We start from the raw sequence: 20,746 nt of genomic DNA on the forward strand, positions 1-20,746 counted from the left end.
CACAATGGCAGCGATCGGCTCAGTGATGCTCTGCTTGACGCCACCTCCAGTGTTCCCGCGAAAGTGGGAACCCAAGATCAAGCAGAGCAACGCCTGACGCCGTTCCTGACTCCTGGGCTCCCGCTTTCGCGGGAGTACTGATAGGGACTCGCCCTTCGCGGAGCATGTGGTCGCGAAGCGTTCCGAGAGTTCAGCGCGGGCGAACGCTGACCGGGGTCGGGCAGCCGTCGATCTCCCGGACCACGGTGTAGATCGGCTTGGCCGGCGGCAGTTCGCCGAGCTTGTGGAGGCCGGGCTTGACCGCGCCCGACACCTGGCGGGCGCTCGGCCGTTCGCATCTGTCGACGAGCGGCGGTTTCGGCTTCGTCGGCTGTGCCGCGGCAAGCGTGGGAACGAGTGCGATGAGCAACGGCAGGCAACGCATCATGAGTCTCACCGATATGGACCTATTCTATCAAAGACGCCGACCGTGCGCTACCGTTTGCGGGTCAGTTCGCGCATCGCGTCGTCGAGTCCGGCGAGCGTCAGCGGGTACATGCGCTCGCTCATCAGCTCGCGGATCATGCGGATCGACGGACTGTAGCCCCATTGCGGTGATGGGAGGGGATTGAGCCATACCGCCGCGGGATAGGTGTTGGTCAGCCGCTGCATCCACGTCGCGCCGGCCTCTTCGTTGTTATGTTCGACCGAGCCGCCCGGATGGCTGATCTCATACGGACTCATCGATGCATCGCCGACGAGGACGAGCTTGTAATCGTGGCCGAATTTATGGAGCACGTCCCACAACGGCGTGCGTTCGGAGAAGCGCCGGCGATTGTCCTTCCACACACCTTCATACGGGCAATTGTGGAAGTAGAAGAATTCAAGGTTCTTGAACTCGGCGGTGGCGGCGCTGAACAATTCCTCGCACAGCGTCACCCACGGGTCCATCGAGCCGCCGACGTCGAGGAACAGCAGCAGCTTGACCGCATTGCGCCGTTCGGGTCGCATCCGCACGTCGAGCCAGCCCTGGCGCGCGGTGCCGTCGATCGTGCCGTCGATATCGAGTTCGTCCGCCGCGCCCTCGCGTGCGAAGCGGCGCAGGCGGCGCAGCGCGACCTTGATGTTGCGCGTGCCGAGCTCGCGCGTCGAATCGAGGTTGCGGAATTCGCGCTGGTCCCAGACCTTGATCGCGCGATGGTGGCGGCTCTCGCCGCCGATGCGGACGCCTTCGGGATTGTAGCCGCCGTTGCCGAACGGGCTGGTGCCGCCGGTGCCGATCCATTTGCTGCCGCCCTGATGGCGCCCTTCCTGTTCGGCGAGCCGCTGTTTGAGCGTCGCCATGATCTCGTCCCACGAGCCCAGCGATTCGATCCGCGCCATCTCCTCGGGGGTGAGATATTGCTCGGCGACCGCCTTCAGCCAGTCTTCGGGCAGATCCGCCGTCTCGGCGCCGTAGCTGGTGGCGATGCCGCGGAAGACCTTGGCGAAGACCTGGTCGAACCGGTCGAGCAGCCCCTCGTCCTTCACATAGGTGGCGCGGGCGAGATAGTAGAAGGCCTCCGGCGTGCGGTCGATCACCTCGGCGTCGAGCGCCTCGAGCAGGACGAGATGCTCCTTGAGGCTGGCCGGGATGCCGGCGGCGCGAAGCTCGTCGAGGAAGGCGAGGAACATGGCGGCATCTTAGGGGTGCCGCGGCGCGTGTCTACCGGCCGGCGCCGGGGACGTAGGCGTCGATCAGCGCGCCGACGTAATCGGGGTTGCGGCTGGTGAGTTGCGGCGAGGGGTGGCCGCCGTAGATGAAGCCCTTGACCGGGTAGATGCCGCCGCCGAGTCCCTCGACATCGCGATACCAGACCTTGACCTCGCTCCAGTCGTTGCCCGGCGATACGTCGTACAGCGTGACGTCCTGTTCGGCATGGCCGCGCTTGCCGTTCTGGCGCGACCAATTGGCGTGGGTGAGCATCAGCACGCGACGCTCGACGACGCGGCTGACCACCGCGACATGACCGAGCGGCAGGCGGCCGGTCTTGGCGAAGACGATCACCGAACCCTGGCGCGGACGATGGCCACGGTCGTAGCGACCCTCGGCCTGGTTCCACCACGTCCAGGCATCACCGTAGATCTCGATCCCCGATGCGGCACGCGCGAACGGCACGCACTGCCCGACATAGTCGAGCAGCCCGGCCGACGCGCCGAGAGGGGCGGCAAGCATTGCCGCCTGTGCGGCAGCGACCAGCAGGCCGCATCTGGGAAAAAAGCCCCGCATTGGGGCGAGTTAAGTCACTGCGGATGACTGGCAGATTGGCAGTCATGGTTAACGCGCAATAAAGCGGCAAAAAGTTGCCGGTCGTTGCAGGGGCGGAACGATAGATGGTGTAAGCGGCTCAGCGCTGCCGCTTGGCCATGAACGCCAGCCGCTCGAACAGCATGATGTCCTGTTCGTTCTTCAGCAGCGCGCCGTGCAGCGGCGGGATCGCCTTGGTCGGGTCGCGGTTCTGGAGGACGTCGAGCGGCATATCCTCGTGGAGCAGCAGCTTGAGCCAGTCGAGCAATTCGCTGGTACTCGGCTTCTTCTTGAGGCCCGGCACGTCGCGGACCTCGTAGAAGACGTCCATCGCCTTGCTCACCAGGATCTTCTGGATGCCCGGGAAGTGGACGTCGACGATCGCCTGCATCGTCTCGCGATCGGGAAATTTGATGTAATGGAAGAAGCAGCGGCGCAGGAAGGCGTCGGGCAGCTCCTTCTCGTTGTTGCTGGTGATGACGACGATCGGCCGTTCGACCGCGCGCACCGTCTCCTTCGTCTCGTAGACGTGGAATTCCATCCGATCGAGTTCCTGCAACAGGTCGTTTGGGAATTCGATATCCGCCTTGTCGATCTCGTCGATCAGCAGCACCGGCGGGGTCGGCCGGGTGAACGCCTCCCACAATTTGCCGCGGCGGATGTAATTGGCGATGTCGTGGACGCGTTCGTCGCCGAGCTGGCCGTCGCGCAGCCGGGCGACCGCGTCATATTCGTACAGGCCCTGCTGCGCCTTGGTGGTCGACTTGACGTTCCACTCGATCAGCTCGGCACCGGTCGCCTTGGCGATCTCATAGGCGAGGACGGTCTTGCCGGTGCCCGGCTCGCCCTTGACCAGCAAGGGCCGGCGCAGCGTCACCGCGGCGTTGACCGCGACCTTCAGGTCGTCGGTCGCGACATAGCTTTGCGTGCCTTCGAAGCGCTTCATGGCCGTTCCCGACGGTGGAGTGTCGGCAATCTGGTTGGCGCATCGCGTCGCGCCGCGCAAGCGACGCGAGGGCCGGCTCAGCCGTTGCGCGCGCTGGCGCGGGCTTCGAGCAGGTCCCACAACGCGCGATGCTGCGCGAGCAACTGCTGCGCGCCGAAGCGAACCGCCCGCTCGGTGGCCAGCGTCGCGCCGAGCATCGTGACGCTCGACGCGGTCTCGGCGAGCGACGGGAAGCCGGCGGGGACCGGCTCGACCCCGAACCGTTCGGCGGCGTGATCGAGCAGCAGGCGGATCGTCGTCCAGTCGTGCACCAAGGCGGCGACCGCGCCGGTCGCGCAGCCGCGGCGTTCCGAGCGAGCGAGCGTTTCGAGCGCGTGGCGGCTGGCGATCAGCGCCGCCTCGGTCTCGGCTTGGCCCGGCGTCGAGGGGGTGGGGCCGGCGGCGGCGGCGAGGCGGGCGATATAGCTGCGCTCTCCGACGAAGGCGTCGGCGACCGCGGTCAGCCAGTCGCAGGCGTCGGGCTGGACGCAGAAGGTGCGCGCCTCGACCGCGAGGCCGGGCGGGTCACCGTGGACGGCGCAGAGCGCGTGGACCGCGTCGGACAAATCGCGCGAGGCGGCGGCGGGCGAGATGAGCAGGCTCAGATGCGGATGCGCCACGCTGCCGTCGGCCTCGCCGAGCTCGGTCACCACGTCCCAAGCGCTCGCTTGCCCACCCTTCTGTGCCGTGTCCAACATGCTGTCCCGCTAATCGATATCGTGCCGCCAAGCCGGTCCGACTTGGTCCCTTGTCTACCCACTAACTATACCGAAGCGAGTAAAGAGACGGTTTATGCGTCGGTAACCCTGTCTCATTCCGTCTTTACGCGGGCGGGCCGTGCCGTAAGAACGCCAACTCGTTGTTTTTGGAGAAGGTGGATGCGGGGATGGATCGTGGCCTTGGCGCTCGCGTCGGTGGGGAGCGTGGCGATGACCGTTGAGGCGGGGGCGCAGACCGGCGCGACTCGGCCCGCGGCGGCTCCCGAAGGCAGAGCGCTGACGCTGGCGCGGGTGTTCGGCAGCCCCGATCTGTCGGGGTCGCAGTCGCGCGGCGTGCGGCTGTCGCCCGACGGGACCCTGCTCACCTTCCTGCGTCCGCGCGCCGACGAGAAGGAGCGCACCGATCTGTGGGCGCGCGACACGCGCACCGGCGCCGAGCGGATGCTGGTCGACAGCAAGAAGGTCGGCAGCGGCGCCGAGCTGAGCGAGGCGGAGAAGATGCAGCGCGAGCGCGCCCGCATCGGCGGATCGAAGGGCATCGTCGCCTATGATTTCTCGCCCGACGGCAAGGCGATCCTCGTGCCGCTCGACGGCGATCTGTATCTCGCGTCGCTCGACGGGCAGGTGCGGCGGCTGACGCAGACGCCGGGCGGCGAGCTCAACCCGGTCGTGTCGCCGAAGGGCGGCTATGTCAGCTTCGTGCGCGACCAGAATCTGTTCGCGCAGCCGCTCAATGGCGGGGAGGCGCGGGCGGTGACGCAGGGCGGCGGCGGCACGATCCACTTCGGCGAGGCGGAGTTCGTCGCGCAGGAGGAAATGCATCGCACCACCGGTTATTGGTGGTCGCCCGACGAACGGTTCATCGCGGTCGAGAAGTTCGACGAGGCGCCCGTCCACGTCTTCACGCGCGCATCGATCGGCGCGGCGGGGACCAAGACCTACGAGCAGCGCTATCCCGCGGCGGGGACGCCCAACGTGCTGGTCGAGCTGTACGTGATGCGGCCGGACGGATCGGGTCAGGTCAAGGTCGACCTCGGCAGCGACCCCGACATCTATCTGGCGCGCGTCGACTGGACACCCGACGGCCGGACCTTGCTGGTGCAGCGGCAGAGCCGCGACCAGAAGACGCTCGACATGCTGCGCGTCGACCCGGAGACGGGCAAGGCGAGCGTGCTGTTCACCGAAAAGGCAGGCGCGAAGAGCTGGCTCAACCTGTCGGACGATTATCAGCCGATGAAGGACGGCAGCCTGATCTGGCGCTCCGAGCGCGACGGCTATGGCCATCTGTATCGCTGGACGCCGGGCGGCAAGTGGACGCAGCTGACCAAGGGGCCGTGGGTGGTGACCGGGCTGGTCGGCGTCGACGAGCAGAAGGGTCGGCTGTATTTCACCGGGCTGAAGGACGACGTGCTCGAACAGCATCTCTATGCGGTCGACATCGCCAAACCCAATGTGATCGAGCGGCTGACCGAGCGCGGCTGGACCAACAGCGCGTCGATGGACAAGGCGGCGAGCCGCTTCATCGTGTCGCGGTCCAATTCCGCGCAGCCGGCGCAGGTCTATATGGCCGACACCAGCGGCAAGCGGATCGCGTGGATCAACGAGAATGCGGTGGTCGCGGGCCATCCCTATTTCCCGTTCCTCGCGCAGCATCAGCCGACCAAGTTCGGGACGATCAAGGCCGCCGACGGCACGACGCTCTATTGGGAGATGATTACCCCGCCGCTCGCCGCGGGCAAAAAGTATCCGGTGTTCTTCGAACATTACGGCGGACCGGGGACGGGTCAGCAGGTAACGCGCGGCTGGCAGGGGGCGCTGCCGCAATATCTGGTCAGCCAAGGCTGGGTCTATTTCAAGATCGACAATCGCGGCTCGTACAATCGCGGCAAGGCCTTCGAGGACCAGATCTATCATGCGATGGGGACGGTGGAGGTCGAGGACCAGCTTGCCGGGACCAATTACCTGAAGTCGCTGCCGTTCGTCGACGGCGGCAGGATCGCGACCTATGGCTGGTCCTATGGCGGCTATATGTCGCTCAAGATGCTGGAGAAGACGCCGGGGGTCTATGCCGCGGCGGTATCGGGCGCGCCGGTGACCGACTGGCAGCTGTACGACACGCATTATACCGAACGCTATCTCGGCGATCCGGCGAAGGACCCGCAGAGCTATGCGGGTTCGGCGGCGGTCGAGGAGGCGTCGAAGATCCGCGACCCGCTGCTGCTGATCCACGGCATGGCGGACGACAACGTCTTCCTCGACAATTCAACCAAGGTGGCGGCGCGGATGCAGGCGACCGCGACGCCGTTCGAGATGATGTTCTACCCCGGCTATACGCACCGCGTGGCGGGGCCGGGGGTGAGCCAGCATCTGTGGGGGACGATCCTCGAATTCCTCGACAGGACCGTGAAGAACAAGAAATAGGGGCGTTCAATTCCTCCCTCGCTTTGCGAGGGAGGAATGACCGGTGACATGATTTCGTCGCGCAGCGCCGCTACATGCCGCCGATGCGTTTCCTGACCCTCTTCCATCTCTGGCCGTTCCTCGACACGTTGGTCAGCTACGTCACCGCCTTCGTCCTCGGCACGGCGATCGGTGCCGAGCGGCAGTATCGTCAGCGCACTGCGGGGTTGCGTACCAATGCGCTGGTCGCGATCGGCGCGGCGGCGTTCGTCGACCTCGGCCAGCGGCTGGGCGGCGACGTCGAGTCGATCCGCATCATCGCCTATGTCGTGTCGGGGATCGGCTTCCTCGGCGCCGGCGTCATCATGAAGGAGGGGATGAACGTCCGCGGGCTCAACACCGCGGCGACTTTGTGGTGTTCGGCGGCGGTCGGCGCGATCGCGGGATCGGACATGGTCGTCGAGGCGGTGCTGCTCACGCTGGTCGTGCTCGCCGCCAACACGCTGCTGCGCCCGCTGGTCGATGCGATCAACCGCATCCCGCTCGTCGGCCATTCGGTGGAGGCGACCTATATGGTGACGATCACCGTCGATCCCGCGCAGGCGGGGCCGCTGGGCGACATGCTCGTCGCGCATCTCGAAAACGCGCAACTGCCGGTCGCCGAACTGGATAGCGAGGCGCGGGGCGACGATCTGGTCGAGGTGACGGCGACGCTGGTCAGCACCAACGTGCCCGACAAGGAGCTGGATTCGCTGGTCGATCACCTTGCCCGCGTCCACGGTATCAGCCACGCGACCTGGCAGCTCAGCACGCACGATTAGCAAAGCGGATGGACGCAGCCACGCAACCGTATTAGGCGGCGCTGCAACGCAGCGGAGGATTTCATGGGTTATCGGGTGGTGGTCGCGGGCGCGACGGGCAATGTCGGGCGCGAGATGGTCAACATCCTCGCCGAGCGCGAATTCCCCCTCGACGAGATCGCCGTGCTGGCGTCGAGCCGCAGCCAGGGCGAGCAGATCGAGTATGGCGATACCGGCAAGATGCTCAAGGTGCAGAACATCGAGCATTTCGATCCAGCCGGCTGGGACATGGCGCTGTTCGCGATCGGCAGCGACGCGACCAAGGTCTACGCACCGAAATTCGCCGCCGCCGGCTGTACGGTGATCGACAATTCGTCGCTCTACCGCATGGACCCCGACGTGCCGCTGATCGTGCCCGAGGTGAATGCCGCGGCGATCGACGGCTATAAGGTGAAGAACATCATCGCGAATCCGAACTGCTCGACCGCGCAGATGGTGGTGGCGCTGAAGCCGCTGCACGATGCGGCGACGATCACCCGCGTCGTCGTCTCGACCTATCAATCGGTGTCGGGCGCGGGCAAGGTCGGCATGGACGAGCTGTTCGAGCAGAGCCGCAACATCTTCGTCGGCGACAGCGCCGAGGCGAAGAAGTTCACCAAGCAGATCGCCTTCAACGTCATCCCGCATATCGACAGCTTCCTCGACGATGGTTCGACCAAGGAAGAGTGGAAGATGGTGGTCGAGACCAAGAAGATCCTCGATCCCAAGATCAAGGTCACCGCGACCTGCGTGCGCGTGCCGGTGTTCGTCGGCCATTCGGAATCGATCAACATCGCGTTCGAGAACGAGCTGTCCGCCGACGACGCCAAGCGCATCCTGCGCGAAGCGCCCGGCGTCATGCTGATCGATAAGCATGAGGACGGCGGCTATATCACCCCGATCGAGGCGGCGGGCGACGACGCCACCTATGTCAGCCGCGTCCGCGAGGACCCGACGATCGAGAACGGCCTCAACCTGTGGTGCGTCAGCGACAATCTGCGCAAGGGCGCGGCGCTGAACGCGGTGCAGATCGCGGAACTGCTCGGCCGGCGGCATCTCAAGAAGGACGGTTGAGGGGCGGCTTTTCCGTGCATGCCCGTTCGTGATATAGAACGGGCATGCACGACGGTTTCGCCACCCGGATCGACGCCATTGCCGCCGACGTTATCGCCGAGCGCGCTGCTGCGTTCGGCCATACGGTAGAGCAGGAAGTCTCCGCGTTGCGCCGGGACTTGAGGGCGCTCACCGTCGCCGAGAAACTGGCGCTGTCAGCGCAGCAACGTGCCATGGCATCGACAGATTGCCTGTCGGACGACAGCACGTTGATCATCCGCTGGTATCGCGACACTTCGGGCGGTCGCGACACGGACGATGGCTGGGCGGATGACGACGGTCGTTGACGCCAGCGTGGCGGTCAAATTCTCTGTGGAGGAATTGGGATCGGCGGCGGCATCGGATCTGATCCGTTCCGAGCCGCGACTGGTGGCGCCTGACCTGATCCTTACGGAGGTGGCCAATGCCTATTGGGCGATGGTCCGGGGCAGTCGCTTGCTGATGATCCATGCCGAGCGCAATCTGGAGGATCTGCCGCGTTATTTCGATCGCCTCTATCCGACCGGGACCTTGATCCAGCAGGCGTTGAAGATCGCCTTCCACCTTCGCCATCCGGTGTATGATTGCGTGTATCTGGCGCTTGCGACGAAACTCGAATGCCGGTTGATCACGGCGGATCGCAAGTTCCACCTCAAGGCTGCCGACCATTACCCGATCGACCTGCTACCGTTCGATACCGACTGAGAATCAATGCCCGATATAGCGCCCCGGTCGGTGCCAGGCGATCAGGATGAGGCTCATCGCGGCGGCGCTGAGCGCCGACCAGGCGAGCTGCGTGCCGGTGATGACCGGCGCGGAGACGGCGAGGATCACCACGTCGATCGCGATCTGCGAGCGGCCGGCGTTCCAGCCGCGGGTGCGTTGCAGCCATAAGGTAAGGACCCCGGTGCCGCCGACACCGGCCTGATGCCGGGCGAGCGACAATATCCCCATACCGATCACCGTGCCGCCGACGACCGAGGCGAAGGCGGGATGGATATCGACGACGTGGATCGACGCGCGCGCGAGGGCGGACAGGCTGGCGATGCCGAGATTGACCAGCACCGACTTCACCGCGAAGCGCGCGCCCATCACCTTGTGCGCGAAGGCGAAGAACGGGATGTTGATGAGCGTGAACAGCACGCCCGCGGGCAACGGCACCTTGTAGGAGATCAGCAGCGCGATGCCGGCGACACCGCCGGTGACGAGACCGGCGGCCTTCAGGAAGATCAGCCCGACGACGATCAGGATACACCCGATCAGCAGGGCATAGGCGTCCTCGGCAACGCTGTGCGGGCGGCCGTGGGAGAAGGCAATGTCGCGGGACTGCATCGGACCTCATGCGTGATGGGTCAGGCGCCTCTCCCGGCGATACCGCTCTCGGGGGCGGTATCGTGCGCTATACAGTCTCGGGCGGTGAACGGAAGACGGTCAGATCCGGCGGTGCTTGCCGCCATAGCGATGGCCGACGTAATCACCGATCCGCGCCATCTCGCGCGCCGCGCCCTGCGTCGCTTCGGAACAGCAGGGCAGGGGATCGCGCTCCGCCTGTGCGGCCCGCATCGCGACGCGGTCGGTCAGTTCCTCGATATCGGCGCGGCTGAGCACGTTCTTCTCGCGCAACAGGCACAACAGGCTCTGGAGGATCACCAGGCTCTCGTCGCCCGCCGGCGTCATGCCGTGGGTTTGCAGACCATTGTCCATCATCGCTCTCCTACAAGCTTTGAAGGCAGAGTATGCCTGTTTCACCCCTTTGGAAAGATCGATTTTCGACGATCTCGTCCGGCAGATCCCGGTCCCCTTCGACCGCACCGGCGGCGATCGAGGCTGGACATCGCGCCGCCCGCAACCCAACGGGTATCGCCATTCCGTATCCGCAGCAGCAGGACCCTAGATCGTGGCCGACTCGCCGACCGACCCGCAGTATTTTGAAAGTTTCGACGGCACCCGCATCGCCTGGCGCGAGCTGGGCGAGGGGCGGCCCGCCGTGCTGATCCACGGCTATTTCTCGACCGCCGAGGTCAATTGGCTGAAATACGGCCATGCCGCCAAGCTCGCCGCGCGCGGCTTCCGGGTCATCATGCCCGATCTGCGCGGCCACGGCCTGAGCGACCGGCCGCATGACGTCGCCGCCTATCCGCCGGACGCGCTGATGCGCGACGGCATGGCACTGATCGCGCATCTCGGCCTCACCGATTATGATCTCGGCGGCTATTCGCTCGGCGGGCGGACGACGATGCGGATGCTGGTCAATGGCGCGACGCCGCGGCGGGCGGTGATGGCCGGCATGGGGCTCACCGGCATCCTCACCACCTCGGGTCGCGGCGACTATTTTCGCAAGGTGCTGACCAACCTCGGCAGTTTCGAGCGCGCCAGCAACGAATGGATGACCGAGGCCTTCCTCAAGACGACCAAGGGCGATCCGGTCGCGCTGCTCAACGTGCTCGAGACGTTCGTCGATACGCCGCTGGACGCGGTCGAGGCGATCGCCGTGCCGGTCGCGGTCATCACCGGCGCGGAGGACGACGACAACGGTTCGGGTGCGGCACTGGCCGATGCGATTCCGCAGGCGGTCTTTCGCGAGATCCCCGGCGGCCATATGAGCGCGGTCGCCAAGCCCGAACTGGGGCAGGCGATCGCCGACTATCTCGCCGGCTGAGCGATGGCTTGACCCGCGGACGATGACGCGGCCATCCTGACGACAATCACAGGATCGTCAGGGGGTTTCATCCATGCGTCTCGTTTCCACCGCCGCGCTCGCCGCGGCCCTGTTCGTCATGCCCGTCGCCGCCCAGACCGGCGCCAACACCGGCGCCAAGCCGACCGCGGCGGAGGCCGACGCCTATGTCGCCGCGGTCGAAAAGGAGGCCGCCGACCTCTCGGTGCCGGCGCAGCAGACCGCCTGGGTCAACGCCACCTATATCACCGACGACACCGACGCGCTCGCTGCCAAATCCGGTGCCGAACTGACCGAGAAGGCGGTGCAATGGGCGAAGGGCGCGGCGCGGTTCAACGGCGTGTCCGGCGTGTCGTTCGACACGCGTCGCAAGCTCGACCTGCTCAAGAACGGCGTCGGCCTGCCCGCGCCGACCACGCCGGGCGCCGCCACCGAACTGGCGACGCTGACCACGCGGATGTCGTCGAGCTACGGCAAGGGCAAGGGCACGCTCGACGGCAAGCCGATCAACGGCTCCGATATCGAGGCGGCGATGGGCACGTCGCGCGATCCCGCCAAGCTCAAGGAAATGTGGGTCAGCTGGAACGACAATGTCGGCGCGCCGATGCGCAAGGACTATACGCGGATGACCGCGATCTCCAATGCCGGTGCCAAGGAACTGGGCTTCGGCGACGTCGGCGCGATGTGGCGCTCGGGCTATGACATGACGCCCGCGCAGTTCGAGACGCTGACCGACCAGATCTGGAAGGAGGTCGAGCCGCTCTATTTGTCGCTGCACACCTATGTCCGCTGGAAGCTCAACGCGAAATACGGCGATGCGGTGCAGCCGAAGACGGGGCCGATCCGCAGCGACTTGCTCGGCAATATGTGGGCGCAGGAATGGGGCAATATCTACGACATCGTCGCGCCGAAGGGGGCGGGCGACGTCGGCTACGACACCGGCGAGCTGCTCACGGCCAAGGGCTATGATCCCGTGCGGATGGTGAAACAGGGCGAGGCCTTCTATTCGTCGCTTGGCTTCGCGCCGCTGCCCAAGACCTTCTGGGAGCGGTCGCAGATCGTCAAGCCGGCTGACCGCGAGGTGATCTGCCACGCCTCCGCCTGGGACATCGACAATGCCGACGATATCCGCATCAAGATGTGCACCAAGGTAAACGGCGACGATTTCGTCACCATCCACCACGAACTCGGCCACAATTACTATCAGCGCGCGTACAAGGCGCAGCCCTATCTCTATAAGAACGGCGCCAACGACGGCTTCCACGAGGCGATCGGCGATACCGTCGCGCTGTCGATCACGCCCGATTACCTCGTCAAGATCGGCCTGCTCGCGCCGGCGCAGGTGCCGAGCGCGGACAAGGACATCGGCCTGCTGCTGCGTCAGGCGATGGACAAGGTGGCGTTCCTGCCGTTCGGCCTGCTGGTCGACAAATGGCGCTGGGACGTCTTCTCGGGCAGGATCGGCAGCGGCGATTACCAGAAGGGCTGGGACGCGCTGCGCCTGCGCTATCAGGGGATCACGCCGCCGGTGGCGCGCGACGAGACCAAGTTCGATGCCGGCGCCAAATATCATATCCCGGCGACGGTGCCCTATACGCGCTACTTCCTCGCGCGGGTGCTCCAGTTCCAGTTCTACAAGGCGGCGTGCGATCAGGCCGGCTGGAAGGGACCGCTGCACCGCTGTTCGTTCTACGACAACAAGGCGGTGGGGACGAAGCTCAACGCGATGCTGGCGATGGGCCAGTCCAAGCCCTGGCCCGATGCGCTGCAGGTGATGACCGGATCGCGCCAGATGTCGGGCAAGGCGCTGGTCGACTATTTCGCGCCGCTCAAGACGTGGCTCGACCAGCAGAACAGGGGCAAGCCGTCGGGCTGGTGAGGGGCGAGCATTGTCCTCCCCGCGAGGGCGGGGCTATCGCATCGGATCGATCGGAATGTCGCGACGGCGCCTACATCCCGTCATGCCGGACTTGATCCGGCATCCCGCTTCTTCTCGCCGTCCGAAGAAGCGGGACCCCGGCGCAAGGCCGGGGTGACGGAGCGGGGTTGGCCACCCGCATACTCGGACCCTCGTTCGCGATAGGCCTCCCCCACAAAGGGGAGGAATCGGATCAAGTCTTGTCCGGGATCGTATTCTCGTCGGCGATGCCGGCTTCGAACGACTTGGAGGCGTCTTCGCCCGTCGGGCCGTGCGCCTTCTTGCCGTCCTTGGGCGTGCTGCCGCGCAGCGACAGCAGCGCCGCCGCCGCCACCGCGCCGACCGTCGCGACGCCTGCACCGATCGCGGCGATACCCCATTTGCTGGTGCCGTCGGAGTCGCGCTTCTTGGCTGCGGGCTTTTTCGTCGCGGCGCGCGGCGTGGCGCGCTTGGTCGAACGGGGCTTCACCGTCTTGGCGGCGGCGGAGACCGCGCCTTCGGCCTTGGTCACCGCGGCCTTGGCGCGGCGCGTCGTCTTGGCGGCGGCGTCGCTCACCGCAGTCTCGACCTTCTCGACCGTCGAGGGTTCGGCGGGCTTGGCACGCGGCCCGCGCGGCTTTGCCGGAGCCTTGGTCGCGGCCGCGCGCGTCGTGGTCGTCTTGCGCGGCGCACGGCGGCGCGGCGTCACCGCGGGCGTGTCGGACTTCGGCGTGTCGTCGGTTTCATCGGCCACGGCAGCAACTCCCTGATTGGTTCGCAAGCGTAACGCATTAGCCCGGGTTGGTTTCCGAGTCCGGTGACGACCCTGCTCGACTCAGCGGAACGGCGGCTCGTCGAAGGCGCGCAGCTTGCGGCTGTGCAGCTTGGCGCCCTCCAGCCGCAATTGCTCGCAGGTCTCGATGCCGATCCGCATATGCTCGCTGATCGCGCGCTCGTAGAAGCGGTTGGCCTGACCGGGCAGCTTGAGTTCGCCGTGCAATGGCTTGTCCGAGACGCAGAGCAACGTGCCGTAGGGCACGCGGAAGCGATAGCCCTGCGCCGCGATCGTCGCCGATTCCATGTCGATGCCGACCGCGCGCGACAGCGAGAAGCGCAGCGCCGAGGCGGAATAGCGCAGCTCCCAGTTGCGATCGTCGGTGGTGACGATCGTACCGGTGCGCAGCCGGCGCTTGAGCTCCTCGCCCGACTGGCCGCTGACGATCTCCGACGCGCGCGCGAGCGCCTGCTGCACCTCGGCGATCGCCGGCACGGGGATCTCGGGCGGCAGCACGTCGTCGAGAACGTGATCGTCGCGCAGATAGGCGTGGGCGAGGACATAATCGCCGATCCGCTGGGACGGGCGCAGGCCGCCGCAATGGCCGATCATCAGCCACGCCTCGGGGCGCATCACCGCGAGATGGTCGCAGATCGTCTTGGCGTTGGACGGGCCGACGCCGATGTTGACGAGCGTGATGCCGGTGCGATCGTCGGCCATGAGGTGATAGGCGGGCATCTGGTGCCGCCGCCACGCGCTGTCATTGACCAGTTTGTCTACGTCGCCGGGATGATCGATGACGATATTGCCGGCGCCGGACAGCGCGGTGAAGCGGCTTTCCGGCCCGAGCTGCGACGCGCCCCAGCGGACGAATTCGTCGACGTAGCGGTGATAGTTGGTGAACAGCACGAAGCGCTGCGTATGTTCCGACGGCGTCCCCATATAATGGCGCAGCCGCGCGAGGCTGAAGTCGGTGCGCAAGGCGTCGAACAGCGCGAGCGGGCGCGTGCCGCCGTCCGAGATCCACAGGCCGTCGGCGATCTCGTCGCCGATATGCGCGAGCTCGGTGGCGGGGAAGTGACGCGACAATTCGGTCGCCGAGACGGTGTCGAGGCTCAGCGCATGACCCGGATCGAGGACATAGGGGAAGGGGATTTCCTGCCGGCCCGGCACCGCCTCGACCTCGACGTCATAATCCTCGAGCAGCAGCGTCAGCTGTTCGGTGAGATAGTCGGCGAACAGCGCCGGCTTGGTGACGCTGATCGTATAGTCGCCGGGCGAGACGAGCCGGCCGAACGAGCGCAGCGGCGCCGGGCGGTCGCCGACGCTGGCGTAGCGCAAATGGATGACGGGATAGGCGAACGACCCGTCGACCCGGCTTTCGGGCGAGGGCGGCGTACCGTCGGTCAGATAGGCGTTGAGTGCGGTCTGCAACCGCTCGACGGAGGCGCGGTAGAGGGTGTCGAGGTCGGCGACGATCCGGGATGCGAGTGTCATCCCGGATGGTTACGCGGCGGTGGTGACGCTGGCAAGACAATGGCATGTCCGCAGGCCCTCCCCCTTGCGGGCGGGCAGTCGCCTATGAGCGTCCGAGTGTTTCGGACGCATTCCAAACCCGATCCGTCACCCCGGACTTGATCCGGGGTCCCGCTTCTTCGGGCGGTGCCGGTGAGCGGGATGCCGGATCAAGTCCGGCATGACGGAGATATCAGGGCGGTTGCGACACCCTCGCTGCCCCCCTTTTTGTGGGGGAGGGCGATGGGGTCAAAGCTCGCCGAGCAGATATTCCGCGCTGCTGACCTTGAACTCGCCGGGGGCCTCGACGTGGAGCTGCTTCACGACGCCGTCCTCGACCAGCATCGTGTAGCGCTGGCTGCGCTTGCCCATCGCGAACTTGCTGCCGTCCATCGTCAGGCCGATCGCCTCGGCGAAATCGGCGTTGCCGTCGGCGAGCATCGTGATGCCCTCCGCATTCGCAGACTTCGCCCAGGCGCCCATCACGAAGGGGTCGTTGACCGAGATGCAGGCGATCTCGTCGATGCCCTTGGCGGCCAGTTCCTCGCGCTTGTCGACGAAGCCGGGCAGGTGCTTGGCCGAGCAGGTCGGGGTGAAGGCGCCGGGCACGGCGAACAGCGCGACGGTGCGGCCGTCGAACAACGCGTTGGTCGTGATCTGATCCGGGCCATCGGAGGTGACCTTGGTCAGGGTGGCGGCCGGTATCTTGTCGCCGACGGTGATCGTCATCTTGGGTCTCCGATGCTGGAATGCGGGTGGTCGCCGGACGGCGCCACGCCGCGGGAGGTCGGGCATGACGGCGTTGATTTCAAGCATGGCAGAAGCCGTGGCGCAGCTTATGTTCGCCGCGATGCACTATCGACCCTTCCTTGCCGGCCAGTTCCTTCTCGCGATGCCGGGTATGCGCGACCCCAGCTTCGACCATGCGGTGATCGCGATGTGCGCGCACGACGCCGATGGCGCGATCGGCATCGGCGTCGGCGCGACGATCGAGGGGCTGAGCCTGCACGATCTGCTCGACCAGTTCGAGATCCCGCACGGCGTCGCGCCCGACGCGCCGGTGCATTTCGGCGGCCCGGTCGATCCGCGGCGCGGCTTCGTCGTCCATTCGAGCGACTGGAGCGGACAGGATACGATCGACGTCGCCGGCCGCTGGTCGCTGTCGAGCACCGTCGACGTGCTGCGCGCGATCGCCGAGGGCAGCGGTCCGACGCGCTATCTCGTCGCGCTCGGCTATGCCGGCTGGGGCGACGGGCAGCTCGAAGGCGAGCTGACCCGGCCGGGCTGGTTCCATGTCGCCGGCGACGAGGATCTGCTGTTTGACACCCCTGCCGGACGGCGTTGGACCGCGGCCTTCGGCAAGGCGGGGATCGACGCGCGACTGCTCGTCCCCGACGCCGGCACCGCCTGACCGCGCCGCGGCCGACGACATATAAAGATATCTTTATATTTGATCCGCGCGGCCGGAGCGGCTAAGGGGCCGGCATCCATCTTCTTCAGGAGCATGACACGTGGCTACTGCGCTCGCGGTCGAACAGAACGATTACGTCATCAAGGACATCGGCCTCGCCGATTTCGGCCGCGCCGAAATCCGCATCGCCGAGACCGAGATGCCCGGCCTGATGGCGCTGCGCGACGAGTTCGGCGCGAGCCAGCCGCTCAAGGGCGCGCGCATCACCGGTTCGCTGCACATGACGATCCAGACCGCGGTGCTGATCGAGACGCTGACCGCGCTCGGCGCCGACGTGCGCTGGGCGACCTGCAACATCTTCTCGACGCAGGACCATGCCGCCGCCGCGATCGCCGCGACCGGCGTGCCGGTGTTCGCGGTGAAGGGCGAGAGCCTGGCCGAATATTGGGATTATGTCGGCGACATCTTCTCGTGGGATCGTGACGTCGAGGGCCAGACCGCCAACATCATCCTCGACGACGGCGGCGACGCCACGATGTTCGCGCTCTGGGGTGCGAAGCTCGAGGCCGGCGCGACGCTCGGCGAGCCCGAGAATGAAGAAGAGGTCGAGTTCCAGCGCGCGCTCAAGGCGTTCATCGCCAAGAAGCCGGGCTATCTGACCGAGACGGTCAAGAACCTGAAGGGCGTGTCCGAAGAGACGACGACCGGTGTCCACCGCCTGTACGAGATCGCCAAGAAGGGCGAGCTGCCGTTCCCGGCGATCAACGTCAACGACAGCGTCACCAAGTCGAAGTTCGACAACCTCTACGGCTGCAAGGAATCGCTGGTCGACGCGATCCGTCGCGCCACCGACGTGATGCTCGCCGGCAAGGTCGCCGCCGTCGCCGGTTTCGGTGACGTCGGAAAGGGCTCGGCGCAGTCGCTGCGCAACGGCGGCGCCCGCGTGATGGTCACCGAGATCGATCCGATCTGCGCGCTGCAGGCGGCGATGGAGGGCTTCGAGGTCGTGACGATGGACGAGGCGGTGAAGCGCGCCGACATCTTCGTCACCGCGACCGGCAACGCCGACGTCATCACCGCCGATCACATGAAGGCGATGAAGCCGATGTCGATCGTCTGCAACATCGGCCACTTCGACAGCGAGATCCAGATCGCCGCGCTGTCGAACTACAAGTGGAGCGAAGTGAAGCCGGGCACCGACCTGGTCGAATTCCCCGACGGCAAGCAGATCATCGTCCTCGCCAAGGGTCGTCTGGTCAATCTCGGCTGCGCGACCGGCCACCCGTCGTTTGTGATGAGCGCGAGCTTCACCAACCAGACGCTCGCGCAGATCGAGCTGTGGACCGCGGGCGAGAAGTACAAGAACGAAGTGTACGTCCTGCCCAAGCATCTCGACGAGAAGGTGGCCGCGCTCCACCTCGAGAAGCTCGGCGTCAAGCTGTCGAAGCTCAGCGAGAAGCAGGCGAGCTACATCGGCGTGCCGGTCGAAGGGCCGTTCAAGCCGGATCATTATCGCTACTGATCGCTCGCGATCGTGGTGGGAAAGGGCGGTGCCGAAAGGCGCCGCCCTTTTTCTTTGCACGCGCCCCGGCGGAGACGCTGCCACCAACTCTCATTGCTGCTGCCGTAGGTTGCGTTCTACACTCGGGCCGTGCACGCCGTGTCGGGCGTGACGAGGGGTAAGCGTTGATCCAGCTTTCGGTGATGGCGGCAGTCCTGTGTGGCGCGGTGCTGGCGGCGCTGGTCGCCGCCGGCGGCTTCGCGCTGTTCGTCGGCTGGCGGCTGCGCGGCGAGGCCGCCGCGGTGATCGCGCGCAGCCGCGAGGCCGAGGTGTTGCGGAGCGTTTCGCCGGCGATGGCGATGCTGGTGCGCGCCGATGGCCGAATCGAGATGCCGCCGCGACTGGTCGAATGGCTGGGACTGTCCGTCGCGCCGCGCTTCCTCGGCGATCTTGCCGCGGAGGGGGCGGGGTTGCCCGCCGAGGAGGCCGAGGCGCTCGCCACCGACGTGCAGGCGGCGCAGCGCGCGGGACGCGGCTTTGTCCGGGCGCTGCATCCGATCGGCTCGGGCCGGGCGATCACGATCCGCGGCAGCCGTGCGCCGGGCGAGCTCGGCGCGACGGGGGCGGTGGTCATCTGGACGCTCGACGCCACCGACAGCGAGGCGGAGATCACGCATCTGCGCGATCAGGTCGAGCAATTGTCGATCGCCTTCGAGGCGCTGACCGGGCTGATCGAGGCGGCGCCGTTGCCGATGTGGTATCGCAGCGGCGACATGCGGTTGGCGATGGTCAACAGCGCCTATGTCCGCGCGGTCGATGGCGTCGACGCCGCCGACGTCATCGGTCGCCAGCTCGAGCTGGTCGAGGGATCGGGGCGCGGCGGTCCACGCGCTGGCGCCCATGCCGCGCGGGCGTCGGGAGCGCCGCAACGCGAGGTCCTGCCCGCGACCATCGGCGGCGAGCGCCGCTCGCTCGAAGTGCACGACGTGCCGTTGCCGACCGGCGGGGTGGCGAGCTTCGCGGTCGACATCGAGGATCTCGAACAGTCGCGCGCGGGCGCCAAGCGCTTCGCCGACGCGCAACGCGCGCTGCTCGACCGCCTGTCGGCCGGTGTCGCGCAATTCGGCCCCGACCGCGGCCTCGTCTTCTGCAACCAGCCGTTCCGGCGGATGTTCGCGATGCGTGCCGAATGGCTCGCCGATCGGCCCGAATTCGACCGCGTGCTCGAACGGATGCGCGAGGCGAGCCGCGTGCCCGAGGTGCGCGACTTCCCGAGCTGGAAGGCGGAACGGCGCGGCTGGTTCGTCCCCGGCGAGACGGCTAGCGAGGAGAATTGGCATCTGCCCGGCGGCACCCATCTGCGCGTCGTCGCGCAGCCGCTGCCCGACGGCGGCCTGCTGACGATCTTCGAGGACCGTACCGAGGAGGTGCAGCTCGCCAGCGCGCGCGACACGCTGCTGCGCGTGCGCACCGCCACCTTCGACAATCTGTTCGAGGCGCTGGCGGTGTTCGCCGCCGACGGCAAGTTGCAGCTTTGGAACAACCGCTTGCGCGCGGTCTGGGGGTTCGAGGAGGAATTCCTCGCCGGCCATCCGCGCGTCGATGCCTTCGCCGCGGCGGCGGCGTCGAAGCTCGCGACGCCCAATCGCGCCGCGCTGATCCCCGAGCTGGTCCGCTCCGCCACCACCGAACGCCAGCAGCGCGGCGGTCGCGTCGCCTTCGCCGACGGACGGCATTTCGCCTTCGCCGCGGTACCGCTGCCCGACGGCAATGCGTTGCTGACGATGCTCGACATCACCGACAGCCGGCGCGCCGAGCAGGCGTTGCGCGACCGCGCCAATGCGCTGGAGGCGGCGGATCGGGTCAAGACGCAATTCGTCGCCAACATGAGCTACGAATTGCGCACCCCGCTGACCTCGATCAGCGGCTTCGCCGAGATGCTGCACGCGGGCTTCGCCGGCAAGCTGACCGCGGACGCGGACGGCTATGTCGAGGCGATCCTGCAATCGGTCGAGCGGCTCGGGCTGCTGATCGACGACGTGCTCGATCTGACGCAGGGCGGCGACGATGCCGAGATCGAGCGGGTCGACGTCGATCTCGCCGCCACCGCGCGTGCCGCGGCGGAGACGATCCGGCCGGCGGCGAAGCGGCGCAAGCTCGACTTCGCGGTGGAGCTGGCGCGCTCGACCGGCCGGGTGCGCGGCGATCCCAAGCGGTTGAAGGAAGTGGTCGAGCATCTGTTGCGCCATGCGGTCGCCTCGACGCCGGAGGGAGGGCGCATCCTGCTGCACGCCGACGGCAGCGCGACGGGCGCGCGGATCGTCGTCTCGGACAACGGCTTCGGCATGGATGCGGAGAGTATCGCGCGTGCGTTCGACCGGTTCGGCGAGCCCGGCATGCAACCGACCGGCGAACGTGCGCTGGGGCTGGGGCTGCCGCTCGCGCGCCAGTTCGTCGAGGCGCATGGCGGGCGGATCGAGCTGGTCTCGCAGCCCGGCGAGGGCACGCTGGTGACGGTGGAGTTGCCGCGGCGATGAGGGGGCTGGGCGTGAGCACGACTGGTAAACGGTTTGCCGATCCGGCCGCGATGGAAGCGTTCGATGCGTCGTTTGCGGCTACCGTGTTCCTGCGGACGCAGGAACCCAGGGCCAAGCAGAGCGACGGACGGC

General features: G+C 66.8%; 20 protein-coding genes. 10 read left to right on the forward strand and 10 right to left on the reverse strand.

Going from position 1 to position 20,746, the window contains the following annotated elements; genetic code table 11:
- Positions 1 to 190: 190 nt before the first annotated feature.
- From FFS23_RS00820 to FFS23_RS00840, 5 genes are all read right to left on the reverse strand, one after another.
- Positions 191 to 427 carry a hypothetical protein gene (locus FFS23_RS00820; protein WP_137897007.1) on the reverse strand — a complete coding sequence of 79 codons (237 nt, stop codon included), beginning with the start codon at positions 425 to 427 and terminating at the stop codon, positions 191 to 193.
- 47 nt (positions 428 to 474) lie between these two features.
- Positions 475 to 1,653 (reverse strand): vWA domain-containing protein, encoded by a 1,179-nt coding sequence (locus FFS23_RS00825; RefSeq protein ID WP_038660204.1) that lies wholly within the window; start codon positions 1,651 to 1,653, stop codon positions 475 to 477.
- 31 nt (positions 1,654 to 1,684) lie between these two features.
- The gene (locus FFS23_RS00830; RefSeq protein ID WP_137897008.1) at positions 1,685 to 2,248 is read right to left on the reverse strand and encodes a CHAP domain-containing protein; all 564 of its coding nucleotides are present in this window, start codon (positions 2,246 to 2,248) and stop codon (positions 1,685 to 1,687) included.
- 118 nt (positions 2,249 to 2,366) lie between these two features.
- Positions 2,367 to 3,212, reverse strand: a complete 846-nt coding sequence (locus tag FFS23_RS00835) for an AAA family ATPase (RefSeq protein ID WP_137897009.1) — start codon at positions 3,210 to 3,212, stop codon at positions 2,367 to 2,369.
- A gap of 77 nt (positions 3,213 to 3,289) precedes the next feature.
- Positions 3,290 to 3,949, reverse strand: a complete 660-nt coding sequence (locus FFS23_RS00840) for a DUF6975 family protein (RefSeq protein ID WP_137897010.1) — start codon at positions 3,947 to 3,949, stop codon at positions 3,290 to 3,292.
- 231 nt (positions 3,950 to 4,180) lie between these two features.
- On the opposite strand from FFS23_RS00840, the gene FFS23_RS00845 reads away from it, so the two are divergent.
- The 5 genes from FFS23_RS00845 (at position 4,181) to FFS23_RS00865 (ending at position 9,006) form a co-directional block, all read left to right on the forward strand.
- Positions 4,181 to 6,391, forward strand: a complete 2,211-nt coding sequence (locus FFS23_RS00845; RefSeq protein ID WP_502702106.1) for a S9 family peptidase — start codon at positions 4,181 to 4,183, stop codon at positions 6,389 to 6,391.
- An 83-nt stretch (positions 6,392 to 6,474) separates the two neighbouring features.
- Positions 6,475 to 7,191 (forward strand): MgtC/SapB family protein, encoded by a 717-nt coding sequence (locus FFS23_RS00850; protein ID WP_137897012.1) that lies wholly within the window; start codon positions 6,475 to 6,477, stop codon positions 7,189 to 7,191.
- A gap of 63 nt (positions 7,192 to 7,254) precedes the next feature.
- On the forward strand, positions 7,255 to 8,283 hold the full coding sequence (locus tag FFS23_RS00855; RefSeq protein ID WP_137897013.1) for an aspartate-semialdehyde dehydrogenase: 1,029 nt from the start codon (positions 7,255 to 7,257) through the stop codon (positions 8,281 to 8,283).
- A gap of 44 nt (positions 8,284 to 8,327) precedes the next feature.
- Positions 8,328 to 8,609, forward strand: a complete 282-nt coding sequence (locus FFS23_RS00860; protein ID WP_137897014.1) for a hypothetical protein — start codon at positions 8,328 to 8,330, stop codon at positions 8,607 to 8,609.
- Between the two features lie 7 nt (positions 8,610 to 8,616).
- On the forward strand, positions 8,617 to 9,006 hold the full coding sequence (locus tag FFS23_RS00865; protein ID WP_171009303.1) for a type II toxin-antitoxin system VapC family toxin: 390 nt from the start codon (positions 8,617 to 8,619) through the stop codon (positions 9,004 to 9,006).
- Positions 9,007 to 9,009: 3 nt separating this feature from the next.
- On the opposite strand, the gene FFS23_RS00870 is transcribed toward FFS23_RS00865, so the two are convergent.
- Both FFS23_RS00870 and FFS23_RS00875 read right to left on the reverse strand, forming a co-directional pair.
- Positions 9,010 to 9,633 (reverse strand): YitT family protein, encoded by a 624-nt coding sequence (locus FFS23_RS00870; protein WP_137897016.1) that lies wholly within the window; start codon positions 9,631 to 9,633, stop codon positions 9,010 to 9,012.
- A gap of 99 nt (positions 9,634 to 9,732) precedes the next feature.
- The gene (locus FFS23_RS00875; RefSeq protein ID WP_038660181.1) at positions 9,733 to 10,008 is read right to left on the reverse strand and encodes a hypothetical protein; all 276 of its coding nucleotides are present in this window, start codon (positions 10,006 to 10,008) and stop codon (positions 9,733 to 9,735) included.
- 190 nt (positions 10,009 to 10,198) lie between these two features.
- Here FFS23_RS00875 and FFS23_RS00880 point away from each other — a divergent pair, with 190 nt between their 5' ends.
- On the forward strand, positions 10,199 to 10,960 hold the full coding sequence (locus FFS23_RS00880) for an alpha/beta fold hydrolase (RefSeq protein ID WP_137897017.1): 762 nt from the start codon (positions 10,199 to 10,201) through the stop codon (positions 10,958 to 10,960).
- A 73-nt stretch (positions 10,961 to 11,033) separates the two neighbouring features.
- Positions 11,034 to 12,857, forward strand: a complete 1,824-nt coding sequence (locus FFS23_RS00885) for a M2 family metallopeptidase (RefSeq protein WP_137897018.1) — start codon at positions 11,034 to 11,036, stop codon at positions 12,855 to 12,857.
- A gap of 232 nt (positions 12,858 to 13,089) precedes the next feature.
- Here FFS23_RS00885 and FFS23_RS00890 read toward each other — a convergent pair whose 3' ends face one another.
- From FFS23_RS00890 to FFS23_RS00900, 3 genes are all read right to left on the reverse strand, one after another.
- A complete protein-coding gene (locus FFS23_RS00890) occupies positions 13,090 to 13,629 on the reverse strand; it encodes a hypothetical protein (RefSeq protein WP_137897019.1) in 540 nt (179 codons plus the stop codon).
- An 81-nt stretch (positions 13,630 to 13,710) separates the two neighbouring features.
- Positions 13,711 to 15,147 carry an AMP nucleosidase gene (locus FFS23_RS00895; RefSeq protein WP_038660170.1) on the reverse strand — a complete coding sequence of 479 codons (1,437 nt, stop codon included), beginning with the start codon at positions 15,145 to 15,147 and terminating at the stop codon, positions 13,711 to 13,713.
- Between the two features lie 267 nt (positions 15,148 to 15,414).
- The gene (locus FFS23_RS00900; protein ID WP_038660167.1) at positions 15,415 to 15,894 is read right to left on the reverse strand and encodes a peroxiredoxin; all 480 of its coding nucleotides are present in this window, start codon (positions 15,892 to 15,894) and stop codon (positions 15,415 to 15,417) included.
- A gap of 121 nt (positions 15,895 to 16,015) precedes the next feature.
- Between FFS23_RS00900 and FFS23_RS00905 the strand changes: the two genes are divergently transcribed.
- The 3 genes from FFS23_RS00905 to FFS23_RS00915 all read left to right on the forward strand — a co-directional run bounded on the left by FFS23_RS00905 (position 16,016) and on the right by FFS23_RS00915 (position 20,614).
- Entirely contained in the window at positions 16,016 to 16,576 is a 561-nt protein-coding gene (locus FFS23_RS00905; protein WP_038666475.1) for a YqgE/AlgH family protein, read from the forward strand.
- Between the two features lie 100 nt (positions 16,577 to 16,676).
- Positions 16,677 to 18,098: an adenosylhomocysteinase gene (ahcY, locus tag FFS23_RS00910; RefSeq protein ID WP_038660164.1), complete on the forward strand. Its 1,422-nt coding sequence runs from the start codon at positions 16,677 to 16,679 to the stop codon at positions 18,096 to 18,098.
- A gap of 164 nt (positions 18,099 to 18,262) precedes the next feature.
- Positions 18,263 to 20,614 (forward strand): sensor histidine kinase, encoded by a 2,352-nt coding sequence (locus FFS23_RS00915; RefSeq protein ID WP_038660161.1) that lies wholly within the window; start codon positions 18,263 to 18,265, stop codon positions 20,612 to 20,614.
- Positions 20,615 to 20,746 lie beyond the last annotated feature (132 nt).

The sequence above is a fragment of the Sphingomonas sp. 2SG genome, from assembly GCF_005503285.1.
Taxonomy (GTDB): Bacteria; Pseudomonadota; Alphaproteobacteria; order Sphingomonadales; family Sphingomonadaceae; genus Sphingomonas; species Sphingomonas taxi.